This is a genomic window from Rothia sp. HMSC069C01 (genome assembly GCF_001814655.1).
GTDB classification, from domain to species: Bacteria; Actinomycetota; Actinomycetes; order Actinomycetales; family Micrococcaceae; genus Rothia; species Rothia dentocariosa.
In genome coordinates this window covers 52,429-72,227 of record NZ_KV817396.1, presented here as the reverse complement: position 1 = coordinate 72,227, position 19,799 = coordinate 52,429, and the positions used below count along the sequence as shown (strand labels likewise).

The following is a 19,799-nucleotide window of genomic DNA, read 5'->3' as shown; positions in this document are numbered from 1 at the left end:
ATGCGCAATAGCCTACGAAACGTGGGCTTCCGACATGTCAGCATCCTCATCTGCTTCCAAATAACGGTTAGCAATTGGAATCCAGGTGAGGGTTAGTGCCAGCAACACCCCGCCGATCGCCAGCACGGTGAGGCGCGTGCTCGCTTCCGCACCCAGACCTACGAGCGGGTTCACCACAATACCCACGAGGCTCCCGACAGAGCTTGCCACGTTCAGCACTGTGGCGCGGCGATGTGCAGGAATCAGTTTATTGGTTACAGCAGAGGTGATCGGCCCGCGCGCGTGAATACCCACCACCACGAGTAAGAACCCCGATACCACGGCAAGGACATGCGGCACCGCCATCAGGCAGAAGCCCGCGGCACCATACCCCATGGCCAGCAGAAGCGCGGTTTTGCGCCCCACCCGCTTCTCGATACGCCCTGCCGCATAGTTATACCCTGCCGCAAGGAGCTGACCGGCACCAGCGATCACGCCCCATGTTGCAATAGGAACATCTTGTGCGGCAAAAAGCGGCTGGTTCAGCGTGTACACCGCGTTGAAAAGTGCAAAGGATGCGCTCGAACCTACCGCAACGTATAGCAGAAGCGGTGAGGTAAAAAGTAGTTTCACACCTATTTTTAGCGAAATCCACGAAGTTTCAGGGTGTTTATCGTGAGTTTTCGGGTTCTGCTGCGGCAAAAACGCCACACAAACTGCCGCAACTACGGCCATTGCCGCCGATAACAGAGCGGGCAGTGAAATATCGACGGCCCCCAACGCAGAACCCACCACGGAACCTGTTACCCCCGCGGTGAGCATCAGGGCGCTAAGATGCCCCCACGCGCCAACCGCTTTCGCATCAGCATCATCGCCAAGGGAATCATAAATATAGGCGTCTTGCACCCCCGTAAGCATGGCAATACTCAGCCCACTCATCACAAATGAAAGAGCATAAATGGAGAAATTTGTGCCAGTGGCAAAAAGAATCTCAGCAATCGCGTTGAACACAAAACCGGCACCTACGAGTCTCCGGCGGTCGAAACGGTCGCCAATAACCCCGGCAGGAATTTCAGCCACCAAAATACTAGCGACCAAAATACTTTCCAGCATGAAAATATCGGTGAGCGATAACCCACGGCTTTCCAGGAAGAACGCGCTGACCGGCACATAGAATTCAAATCCGGCGGCAATCATGGCGAGCGCCATGGGTATTAGGGATTTGCTCGACCAGACAATCCGACGTGCGGTATATGTGGTGCTCACCTGTTTCTCCTGATTTTTATAGCTAGTCAGGACGCGAATATGGAAGAGGATCCCATGTGCCGTGCATCCTTATTTTCTATTCTCCAGCATCCCGCATAAAAAGTACCTTTATGTGAATAAAGCGTTAAAAACCCGCTTTATTCACATAAAGGCACTTTTTATCGGGTAAATCCAGGTGAGGGTTAGCGCCAGTAGTTGTTGGCCGCTGCGATGGTCTGGAACTCGATGGCTACCACCTGCGCCGCAGCTGTCAGCGAGTCCGGGTCTACCGCGTATTCCGGGCGCCCCGCTTTGAGAGCATCCGGGTTAGGTTGAATCTGGTGGATGGTGTGCCGCGCGATGAGCATCGCCAACTGCCGCCCTTCTTCGGGGGTTTCGGTGATGAGAGTACCGCCGGGAATACCCTGTAGTTCTTCTGCCGGAAGTCGCTGACTCATGGTAAATACTCCAATCTGCATATACTCCTTCAACGCCACCATAATGAACTGCCCCGGGCACCCTCAAGCAAGTTTCCCCTGATGCTCGGGTTAAGCCACCCCTTATAGCCAGCACCGCATCGGCAAGCATATCCGCATCAACATCCGTGCCGCTTAAACACGCGCAATGAGCCTCCAAACCCTGAACTGTCACACGTGATGTACGCCCCACTTTTCCACACAAACCCACGAATACCGCTTATGTCTTTGGGTTACTTTATCCCAAAGTATTGCTATTTCAAGCTTCATCACGTCTTATAGAAACACATATAAAACCAAATATTCCAACATAAACACAAGCGGAGGGTTCCGTGCACACCATCAGCCCCTACCTCGCCGAATTCCTAGGTACACTCATCATGTGCACTATCGGATGCGGCGCCATCGCCACCGTCGAGCTGCGACGCTCCAAAGGGCACGGCGACAACTTCTTCACTATCGCCTTCGGCTGGGGTTTTGCCGTAGCCTTCGGTGTCTACGCCTCACACCCGTATTCCGGCGGGCACCTGAACCCCGCGGTCTCGGTAGGGTTGGCGGCTTTTGGCGAATTTGATTGGGCTAAAGTCCCCGGGTATGTGATCGCCCAGCTTCTTGGAGCCATGGCTGGCGCGGGGCTGGTGTACCTGAACTACCTGCCGCATTGGAAGGCCACCGCCGATCAGAAAATTAAGCTCGGCGTATTCTCCACAGTTCCCGCCATTCACAATTATTTCACGAACGCGCTCTCTGAAATTATCGGTACGTTCATGCTCGTCTTCTCGGCTCTGTACACCGGCGTGAACTTCAAGCCCACGATTACTACCGGCGGAGTGGAACTCTCCCTGAACCTCAACGATGTGCTCAAACCCCTCGCCTTCGGCTTCATGGTAGCTGTGCTCGTGGTCGGGCTAGGCGGGCAGACCGGGTACGCCCTGAACCCGGCGCGCGATCTGGGGCCGCGCATTATGCACGCCCTGCTGCCCATTCACAATAAAGGAACCTCACGCTGGTTCTATTCGTGGGTTCCCGTCTTTGCCCCGCTTGTGGGCGGTTTTATGGGAGGAGCGTTCTTCAAACTCTATTACGAGAGTGAGTTCACTCTCTGGGTTGTCATCTCGTCGGCATGCGCCATCGCGCTTTTAGGGTTTGCGTATTGGGCAAATAGCCACCTGTACCGCGCACCCAGTGCCGAGGTGATTCCCCAAGGCGAAGACACCCAGGCGACGGCGGCGAGGGCTGCGGCAACCTACACCGCTACCGGATCCATCCCGATTATCGAGAAGCGAACCTATCAGCAGTAGGCTCAGGTTAAGTTTGGGAGCGAAAAGTTGCAGCGGGAACGTGTCCTTCTGACTCGTTACCTCGTCAGCTTCGGAACGTTATTAGGTGCCTCGCACGCTCGGAATAACGTCCCTCAGCAACTGCAACTTTTCACTCCCAGATTCTCGATGCACCCTTACCCGATATGATCCGGCAGGTGGCGGTAGCGCATCCGACGGCGGATCCGACGCCACACAAGCACAAGGAGCGCACCGATCAAGGCGCCGACGGTGTTGTTGATAATATCGTCCACGTCGAAAGTGCGGTATGCGCAGGGCACCAGGCCCCAGTTGCCGCTCAACTGGCTCAGTTCGATGAAGAGAGACAGTCCGAAACCTGCCAAGGCTGAGGCACGCAGACCCCAGCGCAGGCATCCGGCAGTAAACAGCCCTATAGGAATAAACAGGCCGATGTTAAAGAAGAGTTGGGCGAATGCCCGCGAGGTCGCGCCGCCGGTTCCCGGGGTTTGCAGCATCTGGAATGCTTGAATCCAGCTCCAGCCAGCATAGAGGCGTGGATAGTATAGCTCTGAGTGGCATTTTCCATCATCCACCCCGATGGGGGTGAGGGTCAGAACCAAAACCACCGCCAAGAATAGTGAAAATATGCCGGTGATGATATAGTGCCGGGCTGTCAGCGACGATCCCGCGCGGCGAGCGCGCGTTCTCATCAGAAGAAAACCGAGGGCAAAAAGAGCGAGGGTAGCGCAGATGATTTCAAGACTAACCGTCCCCATCTGCTCCGATAGTAGTTTCCTCATCCACATTCCTCGTCAATAATGTACAGCGTCATAGGCAAGCCGTGAGTGGTAAAAACTCGCCTACCAACAGTGTAAAGCTATTGGGGCAACATCCAAGAACCGGAGCTTCACACGCCGCCGAATGCGCCCCTCACTTGTGCTGCACCCCACACGGATGCACCCTGTAGACCCTACCTAGCCGGGTTAGAAGAAAATATCGATAGGGATGATGGGGGCTACATCGTCCCCCAGCAACAGGACGAAGCAGAGCGTGCCCGCGAGCGCCGCGAGAACTGCCCCGATAACCTGCACGAGCCAGAGCATCAGGAATTTGGCCCGTTTGCCTTCGCGGCGTGCCGTAAGCGCTTCGACCATCGCGGTGGAGAAGGTGGTGAACCCGCCGAGCAGACCGGTGGTGATGGCGGTACACCAGAAGATGACGGATCCGGAGGCGCCGTAGTGAATATCGAGCGCATTCGGGTTAGCGACCGGCATAATCAGCAGCCCGTAGAGGAATGACCCCACCAGGTTAATCACGAATACGGGGCTGATAATAGAGCGTTCGGTGCGCAGCCGGGGCGACATTTTGACGTCGAGAAAATACCGGGTCATTGCCCCTAAACCGCCGAGCAGAAAGACCGTTAGTGAGAACATGATGAGTCCTCCTGAGCACTGGCACGGCGTGCCTCCCAGCGGGCGGCGATTTTTCCACCCATGAAAAGACCTGATGCTGCGGCCGCTAGACCGCCGATAAAGAGCACGGCAAGGCTGAGCAGAACGTACCACCCGTGCACCGTGTAATGAATGAATACCGCCTGCGCTGTCACCGCCGCGATGGACGAGTAGGTGGTGTACCCGCCCATCATTCCGGCACCGAACAGGAAGCGGAACGGGCGTACAGCATCCTCGCCGTGCATGCGAGTGCGCGATGCCCACAGCGCGGTCAGAAGCCCCAGGGTGAAGGATCCGATCAGGTTCGCAGCAAGCACGCCACCGGGTGTGTGGATGCGGCAGAAGGCGCCTATGCCTCCTCCTAAGAAAACCAGCAGCGGCGCGGGTATGCGGTTCAAGTATGCGGCGAGCGTTCGTCTTTCTGCCATCGTACGGTGCGCCCCTTCGATGCGCTCGGGGTGAGAACTCGTGTTCTCGCGGCGATCCCCTACTTTCACCTTAGACCACGGAAGTACAAAGACGTTAATAAGCGTGTTTTGTGTAGCCTGCCGCTCATCACCTAAAAGGCGCGAGCAGGTCTTTTTTGCTCCGACAAGGTAGAATTTTCCTACCTGCTCGGCACAATACGACCTGCTCGCGCGGTATGCTATATCAGCGCTTATTCAGTTTTCTTCTTCGCCCAGGGAATCTCGACCTCGGCTACTTTTTTCGCCGCGGACTCCTGTGCTGCTTCAGATTCCTGTGCTTTGGTTTCTTTCTCTTCGGACTCGCCGGATGCTTCAGATTCGCTAGACCCTTCATCACCATCGTCGGATTTATCCGAGTCTTTGTGGTCCAGCTCTTCCAGAAGGGTCGCGCCTTCCACGTCCATATTCGGAACGAGCTTATCGAGCCACTTCGGCATCCACCATGCTTTATCGCCCAGCAGGGTCAAAACCGCGGGGGTGATAGTCATGCGAACCACGAAAGCATCAACCAGCACGCCGAAGGCCAGGCCGAAGCCGATGGGGCGAATCATTGCGGATTCGGCGAAGATGAACCCGCCGAACACCGAAATCATGATGATCATCGCGGCAACCACCACACGCACCGCATGGTTGTACCCGGCGACGACGGCGGTTTTCGCATCCTTACCGTGCACATATGCCTCGCGCATGCCAGAGACCAGGAACACCTGATAGTCCATCGCCAGGCCGAAGAGGATACCAATCATCAGGGTGGGTAGGAACGCCAGGATCGGACCGGGATCGTGCACCCCGAAGATGGTACCCATGAAGCCCATCTGGTAAACCGCAACCACGGCACCGAAGCTTGCCAGAATCGAGAAGAGGAACCCGATTGAAGCAACCAGCGGCACCAGAATTGAACGGAACACCAGAATCAGCACGATAAATGACAGACCCATGACGACCGCCAAATACAGCGGCAGTTTCTGCGCCAATGTATTGGAGACGTCGATATTGCCGCCGGTCAGACCGGTCACACCCAGGCGCACATCGGTACCCTGCACGTTAACATCAACCTGCCGCAGCTTCTCAACCAGGTTCACGGTTTCAACCGAGCTAGGCCCATGTTTGGGGATCACCTGGAAAATCTGCAGGGTGTGATCATCAGTTTGTCCGATGGGAACTACGGTTTTTACGTTGTCGGGGTCTTTCTCCTCAACCGCATGGGCGATATCGAGCTGTGCCTGCTCGGCCTGCGCATCGCTCATGCCTGCAGGGGTGTGTGCCACTGCAACCACAGGACCGCTCATGCCTTCACCAAACTTGTCTTTAACAATCTGGTAGGCCTGGTACTCGGTGCTTTCCACCTGCGAGCTTTCTGCCGAGGGAAGACCCATGCGCATCTGACCCATGGGAATAGCGATAGCACCCAGTGCAGCCACACAGAGCAGAATGGTCACCACAGGTTTAGCGAGCACGATGCGCAGCCAACCGTGCGGGGTAGCCTCACGCTTTTCCTGCTCGGCGTGATGCGCGGCGATCTTCTCGGGAGTATCGATAGATGCCCACGTTTTCTTCGACATGACCCTGCGGCCGATCAGCGAGAGCATAGCGGGGGTCAGGGTTACCGAAATCAACACGGCCACGAATACGCACAGTGCCGCCGCATCGCCCATGTATCCCAGGAAGGGAATACCTGTCACGTTCAGGGCAAGCAAAGCGATAATCACAGTTGTTCCGGCGAAGAGAACCGCGTTCCCACTGGTGCCGTTAGCGACCGCGATAGATTTCCGCAGCGGCATACCGTCCATCAGGTTAGACCGGTGCCTGTTGAGAATGAACAGTGAATAGTCGATGCCCACCGCAAGACCAAGCATCATGCCCAGCATATAGGTGGTTGAGCTCATATCGACGAGGGATGAGAACGACAGGGTTCCCAGAATACCTATCGCCACGCCCACAAGCGCCATGATGATAGGCAGCCCGGCGGCAATAAGAGTGCCGAGCATAACGATAAGCGTAATGAGTGCCACCACAATACCGATAACCTCACCAATACCCATACCCACATTGGGAGATTCGGCGATATTCTGGTCAAAATAGACCTTCAAACCCTTCAGATCAGCACTCTTGAAGTGTTCCATGAGCTTTTCTTTATCAGCCTGAGGGGTTTCTGCACTCTTTGTCTTGAAGAAAACCCCGGCGATTGCGGTCGAATTATCTTCAGAAACCGTTCGGTAGTCGCTTGTCAGCTCCAAAAGCGCAGATTTGCGGGCGTATTCCGACTGCTGTTCGGGGAGTTTCTTCTCAGCATCGGCAAGTTCAGCAGACTTAGCGTCATATTCTTTCTGAGACTCTTCCAACTTGGCGCGTTGCCCATCCAACTGTCCCTGTTGGGAGCCGAGCTGTTCGCGCATAGACTCTAAAGCGCCAGCCGCTTTGGCTTGTTCGCGGGCTTCGTCAAGTTGTTTTTGTGCAGCATCCAGCTGCTCTTTACCGTCTTTAAGCTGTTTACCGGCTTCTTCAAGCTGTTTCTTACCGTCCTCGATGCGCTGCGGTGCGGCGTCGAGCTGAGGTTTGCTTTCTTCGAGCTGTTTTTTACCGTCGGCTATCTGCTGTTCGGTAGCAAAAGGGTCGCTGACGGCATCAACGGCTGAATTCTCATCCTTGAGGCTGTTCAGCGTGGTTATGAAAGCCTGTTTCTGTTCTTCGGTGATTGCGGACCCGTTATCCGTCTTTACAACAATCTGCCCGTTACCGCGGTTGGCATCGGGGTACCGAGTGGAGAGTTCGTCGGTAAGACGCTGGGTTTCGGTTCCGGGCATCGTGAAGGTGGTCTTCAGCTGTCCGTGGAATGCGCTATAGCTACCGGCAACACTGGCAATAACAAGCACCCAGATAGCAATAACCGCCCACGCCCTGCGTGCGGCAAAGCTACCTATGGAATATAGCCACTTAGCCACTATGGTTCTCCTCAAATGTCTCTGTATCGGTTGAGTATGGTGCGCGTATTTACCGCGCCTATGTGTATTTGCCGTCGATTAGCTCTTCGACATAGTCAAGGCAGTGTTCTATGTTTTCCCGCATTTTTTCGGCATTTTCGGGCGGCTGCGGGTTGCCTTCGGCGTCGTAGAAGGAGGTCGCGATTCCCTCGCAGATGGCGGAAGCAATGAGGTTCCCGAAGATTGCGATGCGCATCCGCGGTATGTCCTGCCGCTCCTGCCATAGCTTGTCAATAACCATCTCAATGGAGTTCAAATAGGAGGTTGAGCTGTACTCATTGAACTTATTATCGAGAGCGTAGTCGTGAAGGGCGAACAGCAGCCGAGCGTGGGGTTCTACGTGCTCGGCAAGGCGTTCGGTGGTGAATGCGGCACGCACGCCGTTGAGCATATCCCGCTCGGGATGCGCTCCTCTGGGGGTGCAAAAGTCGGGGATGACCTCAAAAATACGGCGCAGGTACTCGTTCAGGCGCTCAACGACGGCGGCTTCAACCGAGGAAAAATGGTTGAAGATGGTACGCCTGGATACACCGGATTCCTTGGCGAGCGCATCCGCCGTGAGCGCCTTAAGACCGCCTGCGAGCACGAGTTTTTCTGCCGCATCCATAATGGCGATGCGGTTCTCGGCTTTACGCGCGGAGCGTTTATCTACAATCTTTTGGGCAATACACACAGTTATTACACTAAGTGCAATATTGCACCAAGTGCAACTATTTTTTGTGTGAGCTCAACCATATTTCTGCACTCAGTGCATATTGTTTAAAAAGTCTCTGCTCGCCAGAAATCCCCGAGCCAAGCGGTCTATGAGACCGAAACCCCCTGCCGCATAAGCGGAAGACGTACCGAAAATTCGGTTCGTCCGGGACGGCTTCGCACAGAAATCAGCCCGCCGTGTGCCTGCACGATCGCCTGCACGATTGCCAACCCGAGGCCGGTCGTCCCGTCAGAGCCCGAACGCGCCTTGTCTGCCCGCGCGAATCGGTCAAAAATCTTGGGCGCAAACTCTGGGTCAATTCCGGGACCGTTATCCACAATGGTCATAAGCGCTTCACGCCGATCCGCAGATACCCGCAGCCCGGCAATAACGGTCGTACCCTCGTCCGTATGTTTGCGCGCATTAGAGAGTAGATTCAAAATAACCTGCTGAATCTGCGAGCGGTCCGCGATCATCTCAACCGGTTCATCCGGCACATCCATGCGCCAGATATGGTCGCGTGCCGCCGCCTGCATATCCGAAACGCTCTCGACAAGCAGCTCGGTTAGGTCGATGTTCTCAAATTTCGGTTCACGCCCTTCATCCAAGCGCGCCAGCAACAGCAGATCTTCCACGAGACGCGACATTCGTTCGGTCTGCGAATCGATGCGTGCAAGCGAGGACTGCCCGCCATCGGCAAGAGGTTCCGTCCACCGCAGCATATCGGAGTAGCCCTTAATGGCGGCCAGCGGGGTGCGCAACTCGTGGGATGCATCCGCAATGAAGGCACGTATCTGCTTTTCGGTACGTTCACGCACGTCAAGAGCTGAACTCACGTTATCAAGAAGTTGATTGAGCGCATACCCCACAGACCCCACTTCGGTGCGGGGATTCGCGTCCTTGGGGGTCACACGCACTTCGGGAGCAATAGTGTCAGATTCCAGATTGAGGCGCGCCACCTCGGTCGCCACACCGGAGACACGCTCTAGAGGCTTCATTGTTCTGCGAATTATGAACGAACCCAAAAATCCGGTACCGATCATCACGGCAACCGATCCAATACCCATTGTGATAGAGAGCATGGTAAGGGTCTGATACATTGCCCCCAGCGGCACACCGGTGATAAGCGCGTCTGAAGAAGGCCCCGGTGAGGAAACCTTCACCATGTATTTACCAACGTCAAGGTTCACTTCGGTAAGCTGACTCTCTTGATTTACGGTGTTCCGAAGAGAGTTAAGAGTCTCGCGGTCTTTATCGCTGAGCTCCTTGATACTCCCGTCAGCACTCAAATACCCCGAGAATTTGTAACCACCCTGATGATCAACACAAAGGTTAATGGTTCCGGCACCCTGACCTGGCGTATAGAGGGGGTTTTTCGGATTAGATTTATCGAGGCATTCAAAACCGTGGCCGCTGGGAGAATTATTGGGATTGGCGGCGCGATTCGCAGTTTCTTTGAGGGTACTGCCGATTTGTGATCGCAAAGAGTTCTGTAGCGTGGCATAGGTTGAAACGCTGGTGATAAAACAGGCGATTCCTAGAGCCGAAACAAGGATAAGAATAAGTCGCCTGCGCAGATGCGGCATTGGGCGTATAGCGGTTTTATCCCGTTTTTTTCGACTACCCTGTGGGGGCTGTGTCTCGGGAACACTGGGAGCTTCCACAATGGTCACAGACTTCACCCCTTCCAGGATATATTACTAAATCGGAATATAAGAATATATACACCTTGACTAGGTGCTTTACACAATCAGGGGCTTAAACTGCCGGTCGAATTACATAGCCAGCACCGCGTACCGTATGGATCATAGGTTCACGACCCACATCAATTTTCTTCCGTAGATACGAAATATAAAGTTCCACAATATTCGCCTGACCACCAAAATCGTAATTCCAGACATTATCCAAAATCTGGCTTTTAGAGACCACGCGCTTCGCATTTTCCATCAGATACCGCAGCAGGTCGAATTGGGTTGCCGTGAGAGCGATAGGTTCACCGCCACGGGTAACTTCACGGGTATCTTGGTTGAGCACTAGATCCCCCACAACGAGTTCGGCGTCGTCAATAGCGGCAACACCCGAACGCTGCACCAGCCTGTGCAGACGAATCATAACCTCTTCCATCGAAAACGGCTTGGTCACATAATCGTCGGCACCAGCGGCAAGCCCTTCGATGCGGTTATCCACCGAATCTTTCGCGGTCAAGAAAAGGCAAGGTACTTCAGGGTAAAACTTCCGGATGCGGTCCAACAGTTCCAGACCGTCGAAACCGGGCATCATAATATCAAGCACCAGCACATCAGGGCGCCAATCGCGGGCAATAGCTAAGGCTGCGGGTCCATCACCAGCCGACTGCACCTCCCACCCGATCATCTTCAGGCCCATGCTGACGAGTTCTTTGAGCATTTCCTCATCATCGACCACTAGGGCACGAATAGGGCTGCCGTCCGGATGTTCGAGGGTCGGCAGGTTTTTAGCGATTTCGGTTGCTTTGCTGCTCATAGTGTTAAGGGTAGCGGTATTTAAACGCCCGTGTAGGTTTAGCGGCTGCTTTTCGAGCAGAACATAAAATATACATGCCCCGTACACAGCCTGAACACAGTATTCCTAACCCGTCAATACAAGGATGTTCACAAAAAGTGGGTGACGCGCATTAGTCCACGTCACCCACATTATGAGGAATTATTTAGAGGCGAATACCGCTTGGGACTACTGTACGAGGCTGAAGCGGCACAACACCGCCGCCGCCGGGAGAGCCATATCCGTTAACGCGGGATGGCGTGGCTGTTTGGGCATCCGAGAAGTCTTCATCCCGAATCTCTCCTCGATCAGTGATCTCGGTGAGTATTTCTTTATCCCGGTCTCCCACCCGTATCTCTTGGGGAAATATTTCAATCCATGAGCCGTTAGAGCAGGTCATGACTTTTACTTCCCGGTCTTTAATATACCGATAGGTGCCGTCCGTGTTAACGTATGTTTCTTGTCGGGTTCCATACCCGTAATTAGCTTCGGTGATTTCCTGCCAGGAACCGTCAGCATGCAGTTCTGCGCTGTGGCTCTTTGTTTTCATGGTCCAGGTTCCATCAGCTTTGACTTCCCCATGTTCATCGCCGCGCTTATCGTAGATCCATGACCCATCGGATTCGTTGATAGTGGTCCATTTCTTATCTTTGCTGTCCACAGATTCGGTGGATCTGGGGCGGGGCTTACCTGCTTTGTTATCGTCAGTCAGCGCTATCTCTTTTTCGCTGATACCCTTTTTCTTGAGTTCTTCAAGATCCGGGTTTTTGCCGGATTCGTGGCTCGGGCAGGTGATTGGAAACTTAACGTCCCGCATAAAATCAAGACCCCGCGCCTTTTCCGGGTGCTCCAAGAGTTCAGATACTTCAATCTGCTGCCCAGCAGACGATGCGTTCGAGCCGGAGGATGACGCCGCAGCATGCGAGCTTTGGGTCGAGGAATTATTGGATGAAGATGCGGTTCCTGATGAACACGCACCCAGGGCAAAAACCAGAGCAGTGCCCAAAGAAAATACAGAAAGTCTATGCATTAAAAGTCCTTATCGGTGACTATGAGGGAAGTTACAGGATCAAATATACCCTGTCTCAGATCTTCGCCACCGAAGACACGCTTCTGCCGGTCATAGGAACCAAACGCAGGTACCCTTCTACGAACACTTTCTAGCGCCCATTATTTAACAGACTGCAAACCATTATTTAACCCAATACCCGCTTTTACCCTTATATTCCGGGGAATTTTTTGAAGGGTGCAGAATCATTATTTAACCTTCAGGCAAATATTATTTAACTCCGAGCCCTTGATGATGCGCGCAAAAGGGTGGCGCATCCAGCCATAAAATCTGGATGCGCCACCCTCTACCTTCTTCACAAACAATTTCCGTTAAGACACAGCCTGCTGACCGGGCTGCAGGGGCTGACGCGGGGTCAGCGGAATGACCCCTCCCCCGCCGGGACCATCACCTCCACCAATCAGTAAATCTGGTTGAGGAGGAACGTAAATATACCGTTCTTTATCTACCGAAGATACCTCGCTCTTACGTGATGACGATTCCCGATATACTTTGCCGTCCGGGGTGCTGTATACGGTTTCATAGGTGCTCTGAGTGCGCCACGTGCCATCAGATTTTACTTCTTCTGTTCGGTCCCGGTCTTTTCTCTGCCAACTTCCATCAGGGTTTACGTGAATAATATCTTCCCCGTCGCTGCGTGTATTATTTTTGATTTCCCATGAGCCGTCAGCATACAACACAGTAGTTTTATCATAATTACCGGAGTTATCAGAATCTTTCTGCGTCCACGTGCCGTCTGCTGCAACATGTATTGTCGTGTCTCCATCGCGCGATTCCCAGCTCCACGAACCATCCGGATTGACCTTAGCCATACCGAAGAAGGGGTCTTTTTCTGAACGTGGTCGGGGCTTGCCCGCTTTATTCTCATCCGTCAGGAGTATGCCCTCAAGTTCGGCGGTAGCATGCTTATACTCATCGGTTCCAGGAACAGCCTCTTTAACAGGCATTCCCAAAGGCAGAGCCGTACGCGGTTTCAGGGGAATAACACCATTTTGAGGAATATATAACCCCATATCGTACATACTATTCATGTATTCCCTAGGAGTTGTAACCCCACTCTGCGCCCCACGTGTGATAGATTTTTCCTCCCCGGTTTCTGTATTCTTTTCCACGGCTGTACCGTCAGGGTTTCCCGTGATGACCTTATTATTCGAGTATCCGCTAGACTTCCACGTGCCATCAGCATGTGCCTCAACATTGTCTGGGGAAGACGAATCGCTCTTACGCTCGACACTCCACGTACCGTCAGCATTAACGCGAGTTTTTGTCTGTGAAGAAGAAACTTTTTCAACCCTCTCCCAAGATCCATCTGCGTTAATCGTCATTTCGTGATATATGTCAGACCCCGTTCCACGCTTCACATGGAATGTACCATCGACATTAACTACAACTGATAATTTATCCTGGCCGCTGCCTTCTTCAACAGTCCACGAACCGTCGTCCTTGAGTTTTACATTCTTTCCTAACGAGCTCTGAGACTTCTGTTCAGCGCGCGGGCGGGGTTTACCAGCCTTATTATCGTCAGTAAGCCCCACAATCTGTTTCTCATGACTCTGTTCTTCATTCTTCTGTTTCTCCTCTGTTGGGTTCGTCGTGGGGGAAGCGGAAGAAGACTCGGGTGGGGCAGAAGATGATGCAGAGGAAGATGTAGAGGAGACAGGGGAAGATCCCTCAGATTTACCCGGGTTGGCTCGTTCCACAGTCATACAGGCGCTGAGCGCGAGCATGAGGGCGCATCCGGTGGAAAGAGGAACGACAATGCGGGTGAACTTAGTGATTTTCATCGGAAGTTTCCTTAAGACACGGCTTGCTGACCAGGTTGAAGAGGCTTACGCGGGGTCAGCGGAATGACCCCTCCCCCGCCGGGGCCGTCCTCTAAATAGGAGAGGCGCGGTTCATGGGGAACTTGAATATGGCTTACTTCATGTTCTCCCGAAGGGAGCTCGGTCTTCCGACCCGAACTCTTCCGAAAGACTTTACCGTCTGAGGTACTGTACTTGGTGTCGTATTCAGTTTGGGTGCGCCACGTCCCGTCCGCTTTCACCTCTACCGTTCGGAAGGAATCCTTTGAAGTCCAACTGCCGTCGGGGTTCACATGAACAAAGTTTTCTCCATCGCCCATTTTCATTTTAGATTCCCAAGAACCATCCGCGAACAACTGCGAACTTCCTTCACGGCCAGTTTCTGCGGAGTCCTTCTGATCCCACGTACCGTCTTCAGAAACACGTATGGCTGAACCTTTACTCTGCCAAGTCCATGCCCCATTCGGGCTGACGATAGCATCATCATCGATTTTCCTCTCTGAACGTGGACGGGGCTTGCCCGCTTTGTTCTCATCTGTCAGGAGTATGCCTTCAAGTTCGGCGGTAGCATGCTTATACTCATCGGTTCCAGGAACAGCCTCTTTAACAGGCATTCCCAAGGGCAGAGACTTACGAGGCTTGAGCGGAATAACACCGTTTTCAGGGACGATCTTATCAAGGCTAGAGGTATCGGCGATCGAGCCTTCATCATGGTCTTTCGGGGTCGTGACCATCTTCCACTCTAGCGGGGTAAGAGGTTTTTCCTCCCCCAACTTCGTGTTCTTTTTGATTGCCGTACCGTCGGGTTTTCCCGTTATAACCGCGTTCGTCCTTTCGGTAGATTCCCAGCTGCCGTCGGAACGCATCTCAACTTTTTCTGGGGAACCCTCACTCCCATATTTTTTCTCGATGGTCCACGTGCCGTCAGCATTAACGTGAGTTTTTTGTTCGCTGGAAGAATCTTTTTCGATTTTCTCCCAGGACCCATCAGCGTTGAGGGTAAATTCTTCCGTAGAATCTTCCGGATTTTTATTCTTCACCTGGAATGTGCCATCGGCGTTAACCGAAACCGATTCCGTGCGTCCATTATTGTCTTCTTCGACAGTCCATGAACCATCGTCCTTGAGCTTTACATTCTTTGTTGAATCCAAAGGCTTCTGATCAGAGCGCGGGCGCGATGTACCGGCCTTATTATCGTCAGTAAGCCCCACGATCTGTTTCTCATGCGACGTTGCAGAAGCTGAAGAGGATGCGCCGGAACCGCCATGAGTAGAATCTTCCGAACCGATTCCTTGTACAGAGGTCGAGCAAGCACTGAGTGCCAGCATGAGAATACATCCGGCAGATAGGGGACCAAATACGCGAGTGTGATTATCATTCTTCATCGGAAGTTTCCTTACGGCTATGTAGTCTATGCGGTGCTTTGATGCGGTGTTTAAAAATACCTTTAGTTTCAGTCTACGGTTCTTGGACAGACCCGATGCCGCTAACACCCCACGTTTTCTTCCAACACTCAGCGAATATAGAGTACGTTCCCATATTTCTTCCAGCAAAGCTCCAGATAGAAGGGTGTTTTAGACACAAAAAGGGTGACGCATCCAGCCGTAAAATCTGGATGCGCCACCGTACTACCGAGAGAGGTTCGAGGTTACTGAGCCTTCTCCCCTGCTTTAAGCGGGGTACGCGGTTTGAGAGGAACAACGCTGTTGCCGCCTACACCGCCAGGAGCATACAGGGTAGGTGGAACTGGAACTACGGAAGGAGTAAGTTCCTTCCCAACCTCACGCTTCTCTTGGCCTGGTTTCTCTTGGTAGACCTTGCCGTCGGCAGTTCCGTAGAGGGTAGAGTGCGAGTCCACACTGCGCCACGACCCATCGGCTTTAACCTCCATGCCCTGGGCCCCTTTAATCAGATCCGTATCACCGCTCTCGCGTACTCGAATCCAGCTGCCATCGGGGTTTACGTGAACGCGTTCATCTCGGGCCGCTTCATATTTTTCCCAGGTGCCGTCAGCATTCAGATTAGCCTTATCACCATTATTGCTTTCCCAAGTCCAAGTACCATCTTTTTGGACATGCATCGTTCCCAAACTACTGGTGTAGTCCCAGGAGCCATCCTCATGGATGGTAGCACCGCTGGAAACAGAACTATACGATGATGTCGGCCGCGGCTTACCGGCCTTATTATCATCGGTCAGGGCTTTTGAGGTAGCGCTCGAACTTGCCGAAGCCGAGGCGCTGGTGCTGCTGGAAGCTGAGGTGCTGGGCGATGCGGTTTCCGAAGCAGACGCGCTGCCGCTCGACGAGCTGGCGGCGGAAGACGAAGATGCCACACTGCTCACCGAGGAGGAGCAGGCGCTCAGTGCGAGCACCGCAACAAGAGCGGCGGAAAGCGGCATCGCTAGACGACGAGGGTTATACATAGAAGTCTCTTTCAACAGTGATTATTGCACGGTGTTTATAGCACCGACTTATTCATTCTATCGGCATCTCTCCATAAAATGCAGAATATACCCTTCATATTTTAGAAGGACTGCATCGTATTTTATGTTTATCGAGGTAAAAGGCGATAAGTCTAGAGCGCATAGATTCGCTTTCTCACGGTAAATAGCACGAGGGGGCTGTAAAATCTTGAGAAAGCATTCGATACCGCCCACACGGAAGGAGGGTTGCATGCGCATCAGCCGCATCTATAACAATAATGTCGCCCTCACCCGTGATTCCTACGGGCAAGAGGCAGTAGTTATTGGGCGCGGACTTGCCTTTGGTAAACGCAAGGGTGATCTGGTCGATCCGAGTAAGGTCGAGCAGACGTTCATTCCCGAGCACGATATTTCCGCCGAACGGCTCAGTTGGTCGCTCTCCGAGATTCCCCCGGAGATTCTTGCTATTGCCTCCGAACTTGAAACGAAGGTTCGCAATACCCCCGATATTAAAATCGCGAACTCCTTCATCATTCCTTTCGCAGACCACCTGCACTATGCTGTTGCGCGCGCTCGCGAAGGACTGCAGGTTGATTATCCTCTCGCACCAGAGGTAACGCTGCTGTATCCGCGTGAAGTTGAGTTCGGGCGCCGGGCACTTGATCTGGTACATGAGCGTTTGCATCTCACCCTAGATCCGCAGGAAGCTATTCCTTTGGCGTTACATCTCGTCAATGCCCAGTTTGCGACGGCCGATATGTCGCGAGCCTTCCGCATGACTGAGGTTTTTGCGCAGGTTTTTGATGTTATCGGAGCAACGTATGGTAAGCCGATAGACACAAATTCCATGTCGGCGGCGCGGTTTATCACCCATCTGCGTTATCTCTTCGTACGTGCCGATCGAGAGAACAATAAACAACAGCATATTACTCAGCCCGGTGTTTTGGCGGCGCTTCGGGCGGATGCGCCCCAAGCCTTCGCATGCGCACAAAAGGTTCTTCTCCTATTAGAGATGCAGCTCAATCAGCCGTTACGCCAGGATGAGCTCACATATTTGACGATTCATATTGACCGCCTCGCCCAAGAGATGTGGGGTTCTTAAAATTTAAACTCATCACCTCCGTACAATAAAAATTCTCTTGATCGTAAATAACGCAGAATTTTTAATGTTTTATTCACGATCACAAGCATTTTTAGTCAAAATGTACCTTACCCCCTGACAAGCCCTTCCAAAACTCAATATATTCCCATATTGGAATATAAGAATATACGCTATTAGTTCATCAAAATACAGCAAATAACAGCTCTTTACCCCCTGTCCGACTGATAACCTTTCACGCTCTCCACCCTCTAGACCATGTCCTTAAGAACGACATAGTTTAGGTCACATATACTATATTTATGTGCCGAGCGGTTCTCATGTAGAAGCATTTTTCCCTATATTTTTCTCCATATTTAAAACCGTTACCGACCGTGATATTCTCAAAGGGCTTAGACCCTTAAATACGGAAACAACACACATTCTGTAGTAACGAGAGGACCATCATGGTCACTATCATCGTGGCGGCACACGGGGAATCAGCACCCGCGCTCTTAAAGACCGCCAGCATGATCCTCGGAAACCTCGATAACGTGTATCCGGTGACATTTCTTCCCGGGCAGGGTCCGGAAGATTTGATCGAAGAGTACACGCGCATCGTTGCGGAAACAGGATCCGAAGAAACCCTTATTCTCGTCGACCTCTTCGGCGGCAGTCCCTACAATGCGGGCGCTCGATTCGCGGCAGAACACGAAAATATTGATGTTGTCGCAGGCGTCAACGTGCCAATGCTCATCGAAGTTATCAGCGGCGCCGGTCGCAAAAATGCAACCCTCAAGAGCCTGGTCGCCAAAGCCCATAAGGCGGGTGTGAAGGGTATTCGCTCCTTCCAAGAAGCCAACCAACCGGTACAGGAAGAAAATCCTTCTCAAGAGGCAAAACCCGCCGAAACACCGGCGGCACCGGAAATACCCGCAGAACAACAGGTTGAAGGCGGGCATATGGATGCTATTTTTACGCGCATCGACTCCCGCCTTATTCACGGGCAGGTCGCGGGCACCTGGGTTCCTTACGTGGCACCGCAAACCTTTATTGCCGCATCGGATGCAGCCGCCCACGATAAGCTCCGCAAGACCCTGCTGCTGCAGGTGGCGCCCGCCGGAGTCAAAACCAATGTGCTCGATATTGCTAAAGCGGGGCGCGTGTACAACAACCCCAAGTACACCGGCATGAAAACCATGTTTGTACTCGAATCCCCGGTCGATGTGGTGCGTCTGATAGACGAAGGCGTCGAAATTCCAGAGGTCAATGTTGGCGGCGTAACCTACAAAACCGGTATGACGCAGCTTTCTGAGGCTGTCTACGCGAGCGAAGAAGACCTCGACGCATACCGTGAACTTCTCAAACGCGGCGTCAAGCTGTACGTACAGCAGCTTCCCAACCACAACCCCGTCGATCTGGCAAAAATTTTGAAAGAGAAAGGTCTCGCCTCATGAGTCCCCTCGCATTTATTCTCGTCATTGTGGTGGCGTTCATTGCGGGTGTCGCATCCGTGGTGGACGAACGCCAGTTCCACCGTCCCCTAGTGGCATGTACCCTCATGGGTTTCGCCCTCGGCGACCCTACCACTGGCATTATCTTGGGCGGTATGCTCGAACTCATTGCCCTCGGGTGGATGAATGTCGGCGCGGCGATGGCACCCGATGCGGCGCTCGCATCATGTATCGCAACGGTCGTCGTTATTCACGGTCACCTTGATAAAGCGCAGGGCATCGCCGTTGCTATTCCGATTGCAGCAGCCGGGCAGGTGCTCACCATTTTCGTGCGAACTATTACCGTCTTCTTCCAGCATCAAGCCGACCGGTTCGCCCAAACGGCGAATTTCCGGGGTATTGAGCTCATGCATATCAGCGGCATGGTTCTGCAAGGTTTGCGCGTGGCTGTCCCAACCGCCGTGGTTGCCCTTATTAACTCCGAAACCCTGCAGAACTGGCTGCAGGCTATTCCTGCTGAAGTGACGAACGGCCTGCGTATCGCTGGCGGCATGATTACGGTTGTCGGTTTCGCCATGGTCATTAACATGATGAAGTCCCGCGCCCTCATGCCGTTCTTCTTCCTCGGATTCATCGCGGCAGCCGCTATTCCGGCGTCCCAGGAAATCACGCTCAGCGGCGGCAACCATGATGCTATCGGCAACCTCGCCGCAACCCTGGCAGATCCCGCGCAGCTGAACCTAGTCGCGATCGGTATTGTCGGGGCGTGCCTGGGACTGCTGTACACCCAGCTGAATCCAATCTTCCATAAGAGTGAGGCGGCACCAGCAGCCGCACGCCCAGCCGACGACCTCGACAACGAGCTTGAGTAGGAGCGAATC

General features: G+C 53.3%; 17 protein-coding genes. 4 read left to right on the top strand and 13 right to left on the bottom strand.

Going from position 1 to position 19,799, the window contains the following annotated elements; all coding sequences use genetic code 11:
* Positions 1 to 12: 12 nt before the first annotated feature.
* Positions 13 to 1,245: an MFS transporter gene (locus HMPREF2981_RS05930; RefSeq protein ID WP_246825344.1), complete on the bottom strand. Its 1,233-nt coding sequence runs from the start codon at positions 1,243 to 1,245 to the stop codon at positions 13 to 15.
* Positions 1,246 to 1,427: 182 nt separating this feature from the next.
* Entirely contained in the window at positions 1,428 to 1,682 is a 255-nt protein-coding gene (locus tag HMPREF2981_RS05925) for a hexameric tyrosine-coordinated heme protein (RefSeq protein ID WP_172884782.1), read from the bottom strand.
* 350 nt (positions 1,683 to 2,032) lie between these two features.
* On the opposite strand from HMPREF2981_RS05925, the gene HMPREF2981_RS05920 reads away from it, so the two are divergent.
* Positions 2,033 to 3,001 carry an MIP/aquaporin family protein gene (locus HMPREF2981_RS05920; protein WP_070449352.1) on the top strand — a complete coding sequence of 323 codons (969 nt, stop codon included), beginning with the start codon at positions 2,033 to 2,035 and terminating at the stop codon, positions 2,999 to 3,001.
* 155 nt (positions 3,002 to 3,156) lie between these two features.
* Here HMPREF2981_RS05920 and HMPREF2981_RS05915 read toward each other — a convergent pair whose 3' ends face one another.
* The 11 genes from HMPREF2981_RS05915 to HMPREF2981_RS05865 form a co-directional block, all read right to left on the bottom strand.
* Positions 3,157 to 3,780, bottom strand: a complete 624-nt coding sequence (locus HMPREF2981_RS05915) for a VanZ family protein (RefSeq protein ID WP_244864838.1) — start codon at positions 3,778 to 3,780, stop codon at positions 3,157 to 3,159.
* A gap of 183 nt (positions 3,781 to 3,963) precedes the next feature.
* Positions 3,964 to 4,413, bottom strand: coding sequence for a fluoride efflux transporter FluC (locus HMPREF2981_RS05910; protein ID WP_238382438.1), 450 nt, complete (start codon positions 4,411 to 4,413; stop codon positions 3,964 to 3,966).
* Entirely contained in the window at positions 4,401 to 4,859 is a 459-nt protein-coding gene (locus HMPREF2981_RS05905) for a fluoride efflux transporter FluC (RefSeq protein ID WP_070661627.1), read from the bottom strand. The genes HMPREF2981_RS05910 and HMPREF2981_RS05905 overlap by 13 nt, the downstream gene beginning before the upstream one ends.
* A 230-nt stretch (positions 4,860 to 5,089) precedes the next feature.
* Positions 5,090 to 7,840: an MMPL family transporter gene (locus HMPREF2981_RS05900; RefSeq protein WP_238382439.1), complete on the bottom strand. Its 2,751-nt coding sequence runs from the start codon at positions 7,838 to 7,840 to the stop codon at positions 5,090 to 5,092.
* A 58-nt stretch (positions 7,841 to 7,898) separates the two neighbouring features.
* On the bottom strand, positions 7,899 to 8,552 hold the full coding sequence (locus HMPREF2981_RS05895) for a TetR/AcrR family transcriptional regulator (protein ID WP_070661624.1): 654 nt from the start codon (positions 8,550 to 8,552) through the stop codon (positions 7,899 to 7,901).
* A gap of 128 nt (positions 8,553 to 8,680) precedes the next feature.
* Positions 8,681 to 10,246 (bottom strand): sensor histidine kinase, encoded by a 1,566-nt coding sequence (locus HMPREF2981_RS05890; protein WP_070449358.1) that lies wholly within the window; start codon positions 10,244 to 10,246, stop codon positions 8,681 to 8,683.
* 85 nt (positions 10,247 to 10,331) lie between these two features.
* Positions 10,332 to 11,075: a response regulator transcription factor gene (locus tag HMPREF2981_RS05885; protein WP_004005894.1), complete on the bottom strand. Its 744-nt coding sequence runs from the start codon at positions 11,073 to 11,075 to the stop codon at positions 10,332 to 10,334.
* A gap of 184 nt (positions 11,076 to 11,259) precedes the next feature.
* Positions 11,260 to 12,123 carry a hypothetical protein gene (locus tag HMPREF2981_RS05880; RefSeq protein WP_070661620.1) on the bottom strand — a complete coding sequence of 288 codons (864 nt, stop codon included), beginning with the start codon at positions 12,121 to 12,123 and terminating at the stop codon, positions 11,260 to 11,262.
* Between the two features lie 350 nt (positions 12,124 to 12,473).
* Positions 12,474 to 13,946 carry a hypothetical protein gene (locus tag HMPREF2981_RS05875; RefSeq protein ID WP_070661617.1) on the bottom strand — a complete coding sequence of 491 codons (1,473 nt, stop codon included), beginning with the start codon at positions 13,944 to 13,946 and terminating at the stop codon, positions 12,474 to 12,476.
* Positions 13,947 to 13,957: 11 nt separating this feature from the next.
* Complete coding sequence (locus tag HMPREF2981_RS05870) at positions 13,958 to 15,349, bottom strand: hypothetical protein (protein ID WP_070661614.1); 1,392 nt, start codon at positions 15,347 to 15,349, stop codon at positions 13,958 to 13,960.
* Between the two features lie 263 nt (positions 15,350 to 15,612).
* Positions 15,613 to 16,386: a hypothetical protein gene (locus HMPREF2981_RS05865; protein WP_070661611.1), complete on the bottom strand. Its 774-nt coding sequence runs from the start codon at positions 16,384 to 16,386 to the stop codon at positions 15,613 to 15,615.
* Between the two features lie 250 nt (positions 16,387 to 16,636).
* On the opposite strand from HMPREF2981_RS05865, the gene HMPREF2981_RS05860 reads away from it, so the two are divergent.
* The 3 genes from HMPREF2981_RS05860 (at position 16,637) to HMPREF2981_RS05850 (ending at position 19,790) form a co-directional block, all read left to right on the top strand.
* A complete protein-coding gene (locus HMPREF2981_RS05860; protein WP_070661608.1) occupies positions 16,637 to 17,488 on the top strand; it encodes a PRD domain-containing protein in 852 nt (283 codons plus the stop codon).
* A 443-nt stretch (positions 17,489 to 17,931) separates the two neighbouring features.
* On the top strand, positions 17,932 to 18,921 hold the full coding sequence (locus HMPREF2981_RS05855; RefSeq protein WP_070661605.1) for a mannose/fructose/sorbose PTS transporter subunit IIA: 990 nt from the start codon (positions 17,932 to 17,934) through the stop codon (positions 18,919 to 18,921).
* Positions 18,918 to 19,790 (top strand): PTS mannose/fructose/sorbose transporter subunit IIC, encoded by an 873-nt coding sequence (locus tag HMPREF2981_RS05850; protein ID WP_070449374.1) that lies wholly within the window; start codon positions 18,918 to 18,920, stop codon positions 19,788 to 19,790. Before HMPREF2981_RS05855 ends, HMPREF2981_RS05850 begins: the two co-directional genes overlap by 4 nt.
* Positions 19,791 to 19,799: the final 9 nt, after the last annotated feature.